This is a genomic window from Ensifer adhaerens (genome assembly GCF_001270265.1).
Taxonomy (GTDB): Bacteria; Pseudomonadota; Alphaproteobacteria; order Rhizobiales; family Rhizobiaceae; genus Ensifer; species Ensifer adhaerens_B.
This window is the reverse complement of record NZ_LGAP01000056.1, coordinates 1-13,875: the sequence shown is the minus strand read 5'-3', so window position 1 is coordinate 13,875 and position 13,875 is coordinate 1. Positions and strand designations below refer to the sequence as shown.

Annotated in this window: 9 protein-coding genes and 1 pseudogene; 2 read left to right on the top strand and 8 right to left on the bottom strand. The window is 62.6% G+C overall.

The genetic code is table 11. The annotated features are described in order from the left end of the window. The 3 genes and pseudogenes from AC244_RS34145 to AC244_RS34135 all read right to left on the bottom strand — a co-directional run. Positions 1 to 205, bottom strand: a pseudogene (locus AC244_RS34145) (IS110 family transposase); the annotation flags it as partial. 196 nt (positions 206 to 401) lie between these two features. Beyond that, entirely contained in the window at positions 402 to 788 is a 387-nt protein-coding gene (locus AC244_RS34140; protein WP_053253261.1) for a type II toxin-antitoxin system VapC family toxin, read from the bottom strand. After that, positions 788 to 1,042 carry a type II toxin-antitoxin system VapB family antitoxin gene (locus AC244_RS34135; RefSeq protein WP_053253260.1) on the bottom strand — a complete coding sequence of 85 codons (255 nt, stop codon included), beginning with the start codon at positions 1,040 to 1,042 and terminating at the stop codon, positions 788 to 790. Before AC244_RS34135 ends, AC244_RS34140 begins: the two co-directional genes overlap by 1 nt. Positions 1,043 to 1,395: 353 nt before the next feature. On the opposite strand from AC244_RS34135, the gene AC244_RS34130 reads away from it, so the two are divergent. Then, positions 1,396 to 3,297: a methyl-accepting chemotaxis protein gene (locus AC244_RS34130; RefSeq protein WP_053253259.1), complete on the top strand. Its 1,902-nt coding sequence runs from the start codon at positions 1,396 to 1,398 to the stop codon at positions 3,295 to 3,297. Positions 3,298 to 3,650: 353 nt separating this feature from the next. On the opposite strand, the gene AC244_RS34120 is transcribed toward AC244_RS34130, so the two are convergent. From AC244_RS34120 to AC244_RS34105, 4 genes are all read right to left on the bottom strand, one after another. Beyond that, positions 3,651 to 8,297, bottom strand: coding sequence for a putative Ig domain-containing protein (locus tag AC244_RS34120; protein WP_053253257.1), 4,647 nt, complete (start codon positions 8,295 to 8,297; stop codon positions 3,651 to 3,653). 561 nt (positions 8,298 to 8,858) lie between these two features. Continuing rightward, positions 8,859 to 10,403 carry an aldehyde dehydrogenase family protein gene (locus AC244_RS34115; protein WP_053253256.1) on the bottom strand — a complete coding sequence of 515 codons (1,545 nt, stop codon included), beginning with the start codon at positions 10,401 to 10,403 and terminating at the stop codon, positions 8,859 to 8,861. An 18-nt stretch (positions 10,404 to 10,421) separates the two neighbouring features. Further along, positions 10,422 to 11,306, bottom strand: coding sequence for an NAD(P)-dependent oxidoreductase (locus tag AC244_RS34110; protein ID WP_053253255.1), 885 nt, complete (start codon positions 11,304 to 11,306; stop codon positions 10,422 to 10,424). Between the two features lie 164 nt (positions 11,307 to 11,470). Next, complete coding sequence (locus AC244_RS34105) at positions 11,471 to 12,460, bottom strand: zinc-dependent alcohol dehydrogenase family protein (RefSeq protein WP_053253254.1); 990 nt, start codon at positions 12,458 to 12,460, stop codon at positions 11,471 to 11,473. Between the two features lie 103 nt (positions 12,461 to 12,563). Here AC244_RS34105 and AC244_RS34100 point away from each other — a divergent pair, with 103 nt between their 5' ends. Next, a complete protein-coding gene (locus AC244_RS34100; protein ID WP_053253253.1) occupies positions 12,564 to 13,463 on the top strand; it encodes a LysR family transcriptional regulator in 900 nt (299 codons plus the stop codon). Positions 13,464 to 13,536: 73 nt separating this feature from the next. Here AC244_RS34100 and AC244_RS34095 read toward each other — a convergent pair. After that, on the bottom strand, positions 13,537 to 13,875 hold a 339-nt coding region (locus AC244_RS34095), incomplete at its 5' end, for an IS5 family transposase (protein ID WP_053253252.1).

Below are 13,875 nucleotides of genomic sequence, written 5' to 3'. Positions count from 1 at the left end.
CGACAAGTGCAGCGCGCAGCCACTGCGATAATGGTCCTGCTTCCAGGCCGATCGTGACGATCGGCAGCGCCAGATCGGCAAAAAGCTGCAACAGAGCTTCAGGCTCGCTCGCCACTTTCGCCTCACGCACGATCTTGCCCGACCCATCCACGACGCAGATGCTGCTCTGTTCCAGCGACACATCAATTCCTGCATAATAGTCCATGGTTGTCCCTCGCTTGATGCTTGGGGCCGAGATCATCGGACCCCGTTTCAACATCATCACTCTGAGGGACAGCCACCTTCTTGGCTATGCGAGGAGTGCCGGCCCATTACGGCATCTAGGGGACAAGCATGCTGCCGACTGAAATCTCGGGTCATCACGTTGCTTGCGGCGCGTGGCGGGTGCTACGGACGCGATCTTATGCTGCCTCGATGTCCGTGCGCGAGAAATCATCGCCTTTATAGAGCAGCGGTTCACCGCGTGTCTTGGCCAGCGCATAGGAGAAACAGTCCCCATAGTTCAGACCGGCGGGATGTCGGCCCTTGCCATAGCTGCGCCAAGCTCGCCTTGCCACCGCGATCTGTTCCGCGTCGACGGCTACGATTTCGACACCCGCCTTGTAGAGCCATAGATCGAGCTCGGCGGCACCCGCCTCGCCGAGGCGAGCCTCGATGACGATGGCCAGTTCAAGGATTGTCGCGGCCGAGATGAAACGCCGTGGAGCGTCGACGACTTTTTGCTCGTAGGTTTCTGCGTCCGGTTCATTGAATGCGATCGCAACGATCGCCGATGTGTCGATGACCATCAGTTGGGGAGCCCGTTTTCGTCATACCCCAAAATCTCGTCAGCAGAGCGTTTGTCGAGCACCGGCAGCTTCGCCCAGCGGTTACGGCTGGCTGCCAGTTCCTCGAGAAGCACTTCGCGATTTCCAGCATTTGCAAGGCGCCGCAGCCGCTCTTCCAGGGCGCGACGGGTGGCCATGGTGATCGTTTCTCCGGTCTTCTCGGCCAGCGCCTTGGCGAGGCGTTCCGTCTCCGGATCCTTAATGCTGAGCGCCATTTTGGCTCCTTGGTTCCTAATTTGCTATATTCTACCTAAATGGGCGTGGGTACAAGAAGAATACGCAAGCCAGCGGACAAACCGCGGTACGCGGCTGTCTGCGGGCGGGCGGTTGCCCGCTCGCCTTGCGCTTTTCGGATGCTCGAAACAGGGCCGCCTTGGCCGGGCCGGGCCTGAAATTGCAGCTTTAACGTTAATTTAAATTCGCAATTACTAAGTATCTCTCGGTCGGTGCGCTAGAAACCTCCGCCTCCTCCCACGGAGCGCGCGCAACATTCCGGGTCTCCTCCCACCGGTTTGGCCGACCATGTCCAGCAAACCAGCGCGATCGCGACATCACAGGAGTCACGGCAGTGACGTTCAAGAATTTATCGATATTGACCAAGGTCGGCCTCGTGGTCGTGGTCATGGGCATTTCCTCAACCCTGATCGCGCTCGTCGGCGCCCACGGGCTCTCTTCGCTTGGAACGACGATCGTCGAAGTCGGCGCCCGCGAAGAAGCGGCGCGCGAGGCGATGGATCTCCGGGTCGATATCATCGCCATCAGCCGCATGACCTATCAGCTGGCGGCAACGCCCGCGAAGGCTTCCGAGTTCGGTGCGGAAACCGAAACACGCGCTGCGGAAATGCTCGAGCGCGTCACCAAGATCGAGGCGGTTGCCGACGATGCCGAGGACAAGCTGCTCAACGATATCCGCGCGACGCTCAACAGCTATTTCGACGAGATCCGGGCGATGATCGCCGTTGCCGGCTCGAATGGCGCGGATGCCGCTGCCGTCAAGGCCGCGCTCGACAAGGCGCTGGGCGCCCAGAAGACGGTGACCTCCACCGTCAAGGCCTACAGCACCTATTCGGGCGATGCTCTTGCTGCCGCTCGCGCCGAGGCGCTGGAGTCTTCCTCCGTCGCGATGACGATCCTGCTGGCCGCGGCCGGCGCATGCATCGTCTTCGGCGTTGCAGTGAGCCTGCTCGTCGCGCGGCGCGGCATCGTGCTTCCAGTCCAGTCGCTGACGTCGATCATGACCGAGCTTGCCGACGGAAAATTGGATGGCGATGGCGCCGACCTTTCGCGCCGCGACGAAATCGGCGAGATGGCCCGTGCCGTTGAAGTCTTCCGCAAGAACGCCATCAGCATGCGCGACATGAAGGCCCAGGAAGCGGTGCTGCATGCTCGCAGCAGCGATCTCCAGTCCAACATCAGTATCGTCGTTGCCGCGGCCGTTGCCGGCGATTTCACCGGTCGCATCACCAAGGACTACAGCAACGAGGACCTGAACCGCTTTGCCGCCAGCGTCAACGAGCTGGTGTCGAGTGTCGACCTGACAGTCAACGAGGTCCGTCGCGTCGTGGCTGCACTCGCAGAGGCCGACCTGACCCAGACGATGCGCGGCGAATTCCACGGCGCGTTCGCCGAGCTTCAGACTAATGTCAACGCCACGATGGTGACCCTGCGCTCGACGATGCAGAACGTCCGCACCGCAGCTGGAACGATCAACGACAATTCGGTCGAGCTGAGTTCGGCGGCAAACGATCTGTCCAAGCGCACCGAGCAGCAGGCGGCCGCCCTTGAGGAGACGGCTGCGGCGCTCGACGAAATCACTTCGACCGTCAGGACCGCTTCAGAGCGGGCGAACGAGGCGCATGAAATGGTGCGCGCCACCAAGGACAGCGCCGGCCGTTCGGGTGCGATCGTGCGCAGCGCCATCGATGCGATGGGCCGGATCGAGAATTCGTCCAACCGGATCAACCAGATCATTTCCGTCATCGACGAGATCGCCTTCCAGACCAATCTTCTGGCACTGAATGCCGGCGTCGAAGCGGCTCGTGCCGGCGAAGCGGGGCGCGGATTTGCCGTCGTTGCCCAAGAGGTCCGCGAATTGGCGCAGCGTTCGGCGAATGCCGCCAAGGAGATCAAGACGCTGATCCACAGCTCGGCAAGCGAAGTCGAAAACGGTGTGTCGCTGGTGCGCTCGACGGGTGAGGCGCTGCTCGAGATCGAGACCCTGGTCAACAATGTCAGCGGCCACGTCAACACGATCGCTACCGCCGCACGTGAACAGGCAACCGCGCTTCAGGAGATCAACACCTCGGTCAACCACATGGACCAGATGACTCAGCAGAACGCGGCAATGGTCGAAGAAACGACGGCCGCAAGCGGAACGCTTGCCGAAGAAAGCCGTCAGCTGCGGACAATGCTGGCGAAGTTCAAGCTGGAAGGGGCGGCAATGCGCGAAAGTTGGAGCCGCGCCGCCTAGATTTTCCCGGAGCGTAGGCGGGACGGCGGCAAACCGCCCCGCCAACTCTTGTTTGGTTTGGCTGGCTTGCTGAGTTCCGTCGAGGACGACAGCCTGCCGTCGCGGATATTGCTCGCCAGGAACCATGCCGCAAGTGTGAAAGGTCACAGCGGCCCTTGCACGTCGTATTTGGCGCTCGACGCTGCAGCCACGATCCGCGCCTTCTGGCTGTCGGCGGCGGAAGCATGTCACCGCGACTATTGGGTGGCTTGCGACCCGACCGATGTGAGGTGCCAGGCGAAATCTGGGATGGCTGGGCTGCGCCACTCGAACAAGTGATCGGCCGCCCACGCCATTGCAGTTGAAAAGCGGTGTTAGAAGCGCACGCTGACACCCACTCTGCCGCCCGCGGATTGTTCGCCATCTTCCTCGATATTGAAGAGCAAGGCCGCGTCCAGGTTCCAGTTGATGTCGTTGGACAGATCGATGCCCGCCGAGAGCGCGCCGAATGCGCCGCTGTTGTCGAGTGCCGCAAATCCGACGCTGGCTCCCATCCGTGGAGTTAGCGTCAATCCGTTTTCAAGCTCGTAGCTGCGTTCGATTTCCGCGCCGGCGCTGAGACGCCATTGCTGCTCGGTAAAGCCCTCGAGGGATACGGCTCCGCCGGTGCTGTTAGAGACGGTATAGTCATCGACCTTTTCGTTGAAGAAAACCGCTCTGAGTTTTGGTGTGAGGATGGTCTCCGCATCGATCAGCCATTGTCCCTGCAGCTTGGTATCCCACAGCCAGCGCGTCGTATCGAAGGAACCGTCGAAGAACGCGGTGTCGATGTCGTTCCACGAACCGCCGTAGAGCAGGCTTGTGTCGAGGAACACGCCTTTGCCGATCTCGAACGAGGCGTAGGGGCCGGCGAGCCAGCCGTTGCCCGTCAGCTCCGCATCTTCATCCGTGGGGTCGCTCATGCGGTCGAAATGGAACGACAGACCGACCAGCGCCTTTTCGTTGATGAGGTAGTCGGCGCCAGCGGAAAACAGCCCGAAATTGCCCCATTTTCCATCGTTCTCGTCGCGCTTGTGCATCAGGAATGTGCCGTCGATCCAGACGTCGAACGGCGAGAGAGTGGGATCTGCTTGCGCTCCATCCGCTTCGGCAGCCTTGCGCGCCGCTTCGATCTGCGAAAGGCTGGTAGCGAAGCCGAGGGTAATGCCATCGGCTGAGGGCGATACACGGGTCGTGACGGGGTCATTGCTCGTCGCGTTTCTCCGCCGATCGAGCAGACCCGGCACCTTAAGCGTCGAGGAAATAAGGTTCTGCCGCGTTTCGACGAACCCACGCACGAGGCCGTCGATTTCGTCGGCGACTTGCTGGGCATCAAAACCGATGCGGTAGGAAATGCTGGCGACGTTCGACACACCGCTGGCGCCCGTCAGCGTGTAGCCGACGACGGCTGTGCCGGAGAAGGCAGGATTTGGCGTGAATTTCAGGTAGAAGCCGACGGGTGCGAAACTGCCTGTCGCTGCAAGTTCACCTTCGATGATCTCCGCCGTTCCCGCGTTTGGCGGCTGGACGAATGCAACGGCGCCTGAGGTGAACGGTCCGCCGGTCGCGCCACTATTCAGATAGACGTTCGGCGGCGAAGAGCCGGCGGGAACGTCGACCGTTTTGTCGGGCGCCGTCACTTCGCGCGCCTCGACCATGATCGAGTATGACGCAGTGCCGCTGTTGCCGGCGCTGTCCGTTGCCGTGATCGTGAAGCTGTGTTCACCGATTGGCGCATCCGCATCCAGAGGCCCGGTCAGCGCGCCGGTGGAGACGTTCTGGATCATTCCCTTGGGCAGACTTCCGGCGCTGATGCCGTAGAGGACCGCGCCAACACCCCCGTTTGCCACTATGCCGACGCTGTAGTTCTCGCCGGCCATGGCTGCCGGTAAGGCACCCTGCGCCGGCGCGAAGGACAACGCGACCGGTGCGGCGTTGATCACCAGTGCGTATGTGGCGGATCCGCTTGCGCCATATGCATCTGTGGCTGTGATGGTGAAACTGGTGCTGCCGGCGGCAGTCGGGGTTCCAGACAGGGTACCGTCGGCCGCGACGCTGAATCCCGCCGGCAGCGCGCCCGATGTCAGCGAATAGGAATAAGGAGCAGTTCCGCCGCTGGCGGTGATCGTCTGACTATAGGCGGTGCCGACTGTTCCCTTGGCAAGGTTTGTCGGTGCGACGACGATCGTCGGGGTATCGACGGACAAAGTGTAGGTTTGCGCTCCCGTGCTTCCGAAGGCATCGGTCGCCTGGATGCTGAAGGTGAAGCTTCCGCTTGCCGTCGGCGTGCCGGACAAAGTTCCATTGGCTGCAAGGTTGAGACCTGCCGGCAACGTCCCGGAGGTCAGGGAATAGCCGTACGGCCCGACCCCGCCGCTCGCAGTGACTGTTTGGCTATAGGCAGCGCCCAGCATCCCCGATGCAAGGTTTGTCGGCGTCATCACGATCGTCGGGGCGTTGACGGACAAAGCGTAGGTTTGCGCTCCGGTTCTTCCCAAGGCATCGGTCGCCTGGACGTCGAAGGTGAAGTTTCCGGTTGCCGTCGGCGTGCCGGACAGGGTGCCGTTGGCCGCAAGATTGAGACCTGCCGGCAGCGTGCCGGAGGTCAGCGTGTAGCCGTAGGGGCTGACTCCGCCGCTGGCCGTAAGCATTTGGCTATAGGCCGTGCCCGTCGATGCGGAAGGCAAAGTCGCAGGCGAGAGTGTGATCGTGGGCACACCGATCACCAGCGCATAGGTGTGATCGCCGGAATAGGGCCCGGTTCCGCCGGAACTGTCGGTGGCTCGAATGGTGACGTTGAAGGTCCCGCTCACCGCCGGCGTGCCGGACAGAGTGCCGTTGGCGGCCAGGGTGATACCTGCCGGCAACGCGCCCGATGCCACCGAATAGGTATACGGCGCGGTTCCGCCACTGGCCGTCATCGATTGATTGTAGGCGACACCGATTTCCCCTGTGGCGAGGCTTGCTGGAGAAACGACGATCGCCGGCAAGTCGACGGCGAGCGTGTAGGCCTGGATACCCGTGCTGCCGAAGGAGTCGGTCGCTTGCACGCTGAACGAGAAGCTCCCTCCGACCGTTGCCGTACCGGACAACGTTTCCCCGACCAGTGTGATGCCGGCTGGGAGTGTGCCTGAAGATATCGCATAGGTGTAGGGTCCGGTTCCGCCGGTAGCCACGAACGTCTGGCTGTAGGCGGTGCCCGTCGAGGCGGCTGGCAAAGTCGCAGGCGAGAAGGTTATCGTGGGCACGCCGATCACCAGCGCGTAGTTCTGCTCGCTGAAATACGGGCCGGTGCCGGTGGAATGGTCGGTGGCTCGAATGGTGATGTTGAAGGTTCCGCTCGCCGTTGGAGTGCCGGACAAGGTGCCGTCTGCGGCGAGCGTGATTCCTGCAGGCAGCGCACCCGCCGTGACCGCAAAGGTGTGGGGAGTTGTTCCGCCGCTGGCCGAAATGGTCTGGCTGTAGGCCACGCCGACGGTACCACCTGGAAGGCTCGTCGGAGACACGGCAATGGCCGGAGCGCTGACGGCCAGGGTGTAGGCGAGAGTCCCGGTGCTGTTGAACGCGTCGGTCGCCTGGACTGTGAACGGGAAACTTCCTCCGGCCGTTGCTGTGCCCGACAACGTCCCGTCGCCAGCCAAAGTCATGCCCGCCGGGAGGGCGCCAGATGCCCCCGCATAGGGGGGGGGGCCGCCCCCGCCGCTGGCGGTGATAGTTTGGCTGTAGGCGGTGCCCACCATTGACACGGGCAAAACCGCCGGCGAAATCGCAATCGCCGGTGCCACGATTTCAATGGAGTATGCCGTCGACACCGTATCGTTGTGGCCGTCCGTCGCCCCGATCGAGAACGAGAAGGTACCGGGCGCCGTCGGTGTGCCCGAGAGTGCGCCCGCCGCCGAGAGCGTCAATCCGGTCGGGAGTGTGCCGGTCGAAACGGAATATGTATACGGCGACAGGCCCCCGGAGGCGCTGAAAGACAGACCATAGGCCGAGCCGACGGTGCCGTCCGCCAAGGCGCCGGCAGCTGGCGTGAGGGCCAATGGCGTGCCGCGGGTCACAGTGACCGAATAGGTCTTTTGTGTGGATCGGTCCTGCGCGGTGACAGTGACGGAGATGGAATTCGTTCCAACACCCAGAGAGATTAGGCCCGAAGGCGAGCCGCTTGCGACCGGATTGTTATTGACTGAGACGGTCGCTCCGCTGTCGGTGGTCGTGGGGGTCACGGTCAGCGACGAGACGCTGTTGGGGACATTGATGGAATAGGTCGTTGTCGTTGAAGCGAACGAGGGTGAAAGCGATCCCGTGCTCAGCGTGAGGAGGCTGAGCGTTGCGTCGGTTGATGGCGCGATGTAGGTGAAACCGCTGGCAAACGTCACCGCACCTGCGGGGTTCGTGACGATGATGTCGACAGGCCCAACCGCATGCGCGGGTGCGACGGCCGTGATCTGCGTTGCGCTAACGACCGTGACTGACGTGGCTGCGGCGCCGCCGAAAGTCACGCTCGTCGTGCCGGTAAAGTTGGAGCCGTTGATGGTCACGGCGGTCGTGTCCAATGTCAGGCCGGAAGTGGGGGAGACCGACGAGATCACCGGCGGCAGCAGCGTGGAGCGGCATGTGACGGTGACCGTAGCGACGCCACTATCGGCGCCACCTGCGACATATACCCAATATGTCTGTGCCGGATTAAGCGTGATGTTGCCGGAACGCGTAAAGTCGTTCGGCTCGGTCGGGCCGATAGAGTGCTCTACAACCCTTGTGTTATAGTCTGCATCCTGGAAAACACCAAACGACGCGCCCGCGTGGCCGCCACTTTTCTCCAAGTCACTGCTGTTGATCGTGGTGACTGTGTAGGAGAGTTCCTCGCCTAGTGCGAATGACGAATAAAAACCCTCGAAATAGACGCCCTGGCCACGCGAAATACTCACCCAGTTGTCGTTGATGTTGTTGCAGGCGTTCGAAAGGGCATAGGCGTTGCCGGCCATCAACATCGCAACGAGGAACGTTGCGAACCGTATCGCGACCGCCTTTCCTGAATGTGCGAGGGCTCGCAGGCGGGGTATGGGATGACAGGCTGGAGAACTGTCGCGTGTTGCAATGACGTCTTGCTCAGAGTCACGACAGAAGTACGCCATCGGAAAATGCCCCACCACAAAATCCCAGACGCAAGCGTACTCAGCCGAAAAGGCAAGGCCCTCGGTGTGTGCTTCTGACGTCTGGATTGTCCCCCGATTGCCAGACCCTGTCGCCACCAACAGACTCTAAGCAAATATAATGATACTTATTGTCGGTTCGCCCACGCAAGGCTGTAGCCATATTGCAACACACGCGTAGATTTTATGATTTTGCGCAGGGCACTCGCGCCTGGGGGTAGAATGCGGAACCGGGGGCGAGGCGCTGCGGCGAGCGAAGCAGGACGATCTCGAAAACATCTCGCCTGGCAATTTGTTGCTAACTCAGCGTCGCAGCGAAGACGACGGCCTGATTTTGGATCAGGCCGCCCCATTCTGGTGGTGGGTTGATGTCTTGCTTGAAAAAAACTGCCGTCACGCTTCCGGGGCATAGCCGAAGACGACGGCAGGATTTTCCGCCGTCTCGACCCAGACGCTCTTCGTCTGGGTGTAGGCCAAAAGCGCATCGCGCCCGCTGGAGCGGCCATAGCCGGAGCGGCCGAAGCCGCCGAAGGGCGACATGACGCTGATCGTCTTGTAGCCATTGATCCAGAACGTGCCGGCGCGCACGCGCGAGGCCATGCGGTGGGCGCGCCCGACGTCTTTTGTCCAGACCGCGCCGGCAAGGCCGTAGGGGTTATCGTTCGCAAGCGCCACGGCCTCGTCTTCATCGTCGAAGACGGTGACGCCGACGACCGGGCCGAAGACCTCCTCGCGCGCGATGGTCATGTCGGGCTTGACGTTGTCGAGGATCGTCGGGGCGAAGAAGAAGCCGCCGGAGGAAGAAAGCGCTACCGGCTTGACGCCGCCGGTTGCAAGCGTCGCGCCTTCGGCAACGCCCTGGCGCACCATCTCGTCGATCTTTGCCCATTGACGGGCATTGTTGATCGGACCGATCTGGGTGGCGTCGAGATAGGGATCGCCGACCGGAATGCGCTCGGCGGCACGCGCATAACGCTCGACGAATTGCTGGTGCACCGACCGGTGGATCAGGAGGCGAGAGCCGGCAACGCAGCTCTGGCCCGCGCCCGAGAAGATTGCCGACTGCGCGCCGACGATCGCACGGTCGAGATCCGCATCAGCAAAGACGATGTTGCCGGACTTGCCGCCGAGTTCGAGAATGCAGGGCACGACGTTTTTCGCAGCTGCTGCCGCAATGGCGGAGCCGGCCTGGGCCGAGCCGACGAAGACGACGAGGGCCGTCTTCGGGTGGGCAACCATTGCGGCGCCTGCGGTCAGGCCCTGGCCGGCGATGACGTTGACGAGGCCGCGCGGCGCGCCGCCCGCTTCGCAAAGCACGCCGAGGACAAGCGTGCTCAAGGGGGTCAGTTCCGACGGCTTGATGACGACGCCGTTGCCAGCGCAAATGGCCGGCGCGATCTGCCAGCCGCCGGTAAAGAGGGGCGCGTTCCAGGGCGTGATCTGGGCAACGACACCAACCGGTTCGTGCCTGATATAGTTCAGGTGCGAGGTCGGGACCGGAATGACTTCGCCGTGCAGCTTGTCGCACCAACCGGCATAATATTCGAACATTTCGGCGACACGCAGGGCTTCGCCGCGGATGTCGCGGATCGGCCGGCCAGCCGACCGGCTTTCAAGCTCGGCCAGTTCCGGTGCACGCTCGCGGATCTTGCGGGCGATCTCGTTCATCACGCGGCCGCGCGCCGACGCCGTCATGGCCATCCATTCACGCTGGGCGCGCGTGGCCGCTTCCATCGCCGCATCGATGATGTCGGCACCGGCGTCCTTGAACGTCGCGAAAACCTCGCCCGTTGCCGGGTCCGTCAGATCCTGTTCGGGCCCGGAACCTGTCACCAGCGCGCCGTCGACATAGCTGCCAATCTCGCTGCCGGGCAGAAAGCCATGAAACAGCGTGCGGATGCGTTCGGCCTTGGCGGCCGGCATGGTCATGTCGTTCATCGTCTTCCCCTTGTCGTGTCAGTTGTCGTTTGCCGCGGCGCGAAAGGCGCCCATGCGGGTGAAGTCGTCGGCATTGTCGAGCGGGCTTTCGGCCCAGAGCCGGGCGACCGCTGCCGAAAGCGGCAGTGTGGCGCCTGTGCGTGCGGCCAGCTCGCTTGCAAGCCGCACGTCCTTGCGCATCAGCCCCATGGTGAAGCCGCTGTCGAAGCGATCGTTCATCACCCAGGTCGGGAAATGCACCTCGCTGATCATCGATTTACCCGAGGCGGCGTTCAGCACCTTGAGCGCCTGTTCGGGCTCAAGCCCGGCTGCAAGCGCAAGCTTCAAGCCTTCGCCCGTCGTCACCATATGGGCGGCTGCAAGCAGGTTGTTGACGAGCTTGGCGACGTTGCCGGCACCGCTTGGTCCGACATGCAGGGCCTTGGCCGACATCGCTTCGATAACGGGTGCCGCGCGAGCAACATCGGCGTCGCTGCCGCCGATCATCATCGTCAGCTTGCCGTTTGCCGCTCCCGCCGGTCCGCCGGAAACGGGGGCATCGAGGAAACCATGGCCAAGCGCATTGAGGCCGGCGGCGAGGTCGCGCGAAACGTCGGGTTCCGACGTCGAGGTGTCAATGATGACGACACGTTCCTTGGCGACGTTCAGGGCGTCGAGATTGGCCTCGACGACGGCGGCGACGTCCTTGGCCGTCGGCAGCGAGAAGACGATGAAACCGGTATCGGCGAAGACATCGGCCAGCGTTTCGCAAGCCGTCACACCGCCTTCGACAGCCAGCCCGCGCCTGGTGTCGGAAAGGTCGAAGCCCTTCACGGCGAAGCCGTTGCTTGCGAGCGTGGTCGCCATTCCGAGCCCCATGGCCCCAAGCCCGACCATGCCTATGGCTGTCTCTTTCGTCGTCATATCCGGTGTCACCCTCAGCGTTTGTTTTGGTGCTGAGAAGGTGGCACGGGGTATCTGGGGCGGGTAGACGGCGAGGCCGGTACACTGCGTTGCTGGCGCTGCAACGTCGGTGTTTCAGTAGGGGCCGGCCCGCCGCTTCGAGGCTTCGGGTCAGTCTCCGATCGTCAGACCGTCACGACGATCTTGCCGAACTGTTCGTTCGCCTCGAGATAACGATGCGCCTCGACGATCTGCTCGAATGGAAAGATCCTGGCGATTGCCGGATGCAACGAACCCGAGGTGAGGCCGTCGAGGATGAAGGCCTTGGCCGCCTCCAGTCGCTCTGGATCGCCTGTGATTTCGTGGACGAGGTAGCCGCGCAACGTCAGTGTCTTGCTGAGGACGTCAAACAGCGGAAAAGGCGTGGGCTCGGGGCTGAGGCCGCCATATTCGATCAGGATGCCGCCGCGCTCCATTGCAGCCGTCAGCGGCTCGAATATCGGGCCGCCGATCGGGTCGAATACCACGCGGATTCCTTGCGGGCCGGCAATCTCCTTCAGCCGGACTTCCAGGTCTTCCTCGGCTGAGGCGATCACATGCGCGGCGCCGAAATCGAGCAGGGCCTGTTTCTTGGCGGAGGTCCGCGTGACGGCGATTACGGTTGCGCCGATCATGTTGGCGATCTGGATGGCCGCCAGTCCGACACTGCTCGAGGCGGCGGTAATCACGACCGTATCTTGGCCGCTGAGCCTGGCGATGTCGATCAGGGCGCCGTAGGCGGTCAGGTATTGCATCCAGACCGCTGCGGCCGCTTCCCAGCTAAGCGTCGGCGGATGCTTGACGACCTGCGAGGCGGGGAAGGTGACAAGCTCGCCATAGGCCGGCCAACGGGCCATCGATATTGGCGGAATGACGCTGACGGCGTCGCCGGGCGCGAAGCCGTCGACCCCGTCGCCGACCGCCTCGATGAGGCCCGCAGCCTCAAGGCCGAGACCGGACGGCAGCGTCGGCGTCTCGATATACCAGCCCGAGCGCAGCAGCGCCTCGGCGCGATTGAGGCCCAGAGCCTTGACGCGAATGCGGACCTCGCCAGGACCAGCTTCGGCAACATTCTGATCCTCGATGCGCAGGACTTCGGGACCACCATGCTCATGAAAACGGACAACGCGGGCCATCAGCAGTAACTCCATAGTGATTGAACTGAATGAGCTATGCACGCCGGTTTGATTTCGATAAATCATGCCACTGGCAGAACAGTAGAAACCAGGAGTTTCGAATATGGATCGCCTTACGAGCATGGCGGTGTTCGTCAAAGCCGTGGATCTCGGCTCGTTCGCAGCCGCTTCGGTCGCTCTTGATCTCTCTGGGCCGATGGTCGGCAAACATGTCCGGTTTCTGGAAGAACGGCTCGGCGTGCGGCTGATCAACAGGACCACCCGCCGGCAGAGCCTGACCGAATTCGGACGCGCCTATTATGACCGCTGCCGCGTCATTCTCGCGGAAGCGGAAGCCGCGGATGCGCTTGCTGCCGACCAGCTGTCCGAGCCGCGCGGCCGGCTACGCGTCACCATGCCGGCGCTGCTCGGCCGGCGGTGCATTGCACCCATCCTCATGGAGTTTGCTCAAAGATATCCAAGGCTCGAGCTTGAGCTCTCGTTCGGCGATCGCATCGTCGATCTTGCCGAGGATGGCTACGACCTCGCCATCCGCACCGGCACCCTGGAGGACCGGTCCGGGCTCGTCGCCCGTCGTATCGCCAGCCACAGCATGTTGGTTTGCGCCTCACCGTCCTATGTCGAGAGCTATGGCGCTCCGAGGCAGATCGACGACCTGAGCGACCATCACGCCGTGACCTACAATCGTCCGGGATGGGTGCATCCCTGGCTGTTCCCGCGCGACGGCCAGCCGGCACTGGAAGTGACGCCCGCCAATCGGTTGCGGCTCGACGATCTCGAGGCAATCGCCGATGCAGCAATCGCCGGGATGGGGCTGGCGTGGTTGCCGTCGTGGCTCGTTCGCCATCGCATCAAGGCCGGTACCCTTGTCGAAGTGTTGCAAGGTGAGCCCGGATATGTATTCGACAACTATGCCCTGTGGCTGCGCACGCCGCATTTGCCGCTGAAAGTCCGCCTTGCGGTCGATGCGCTGGCGGTGGCCTTGCCCAAGGCGATGATCTAAGCGGCTCCGGCTCAAGACGCAGTCATTGTGGATGGCATCACTTGCAAGCCGGTTTGCTAGGTCGTGTGGACACTTACCTGATCCAGAGGACGATGGCTGCGATTGTGACGACGGCTCGGTAGTTTTGTGCCGTTTTCTCGTAGCGCGTGGCTACTCTGCGGAACTGCTTGAGTTTTGAGAAGCAGCATTCGATCAAGTGCCGCAGGCCATAAAGGTCTTTGTCCACTGGGTATTTGCGCGCGCGGGACGGATTGTTTGGGATGACTGCCACGGCCCCCTTGTCGGCGATTGCATCGCGCAGGCGGTCGCTGTCATAGGCGGTGTCTGCCATGACGACGTCTGCGGGCAGGCCCTCGATCAGGGCGTCGGCTTGCGGCGCATCGCCCTTCTGGCCTGCCGTGAGTGTGAAGCG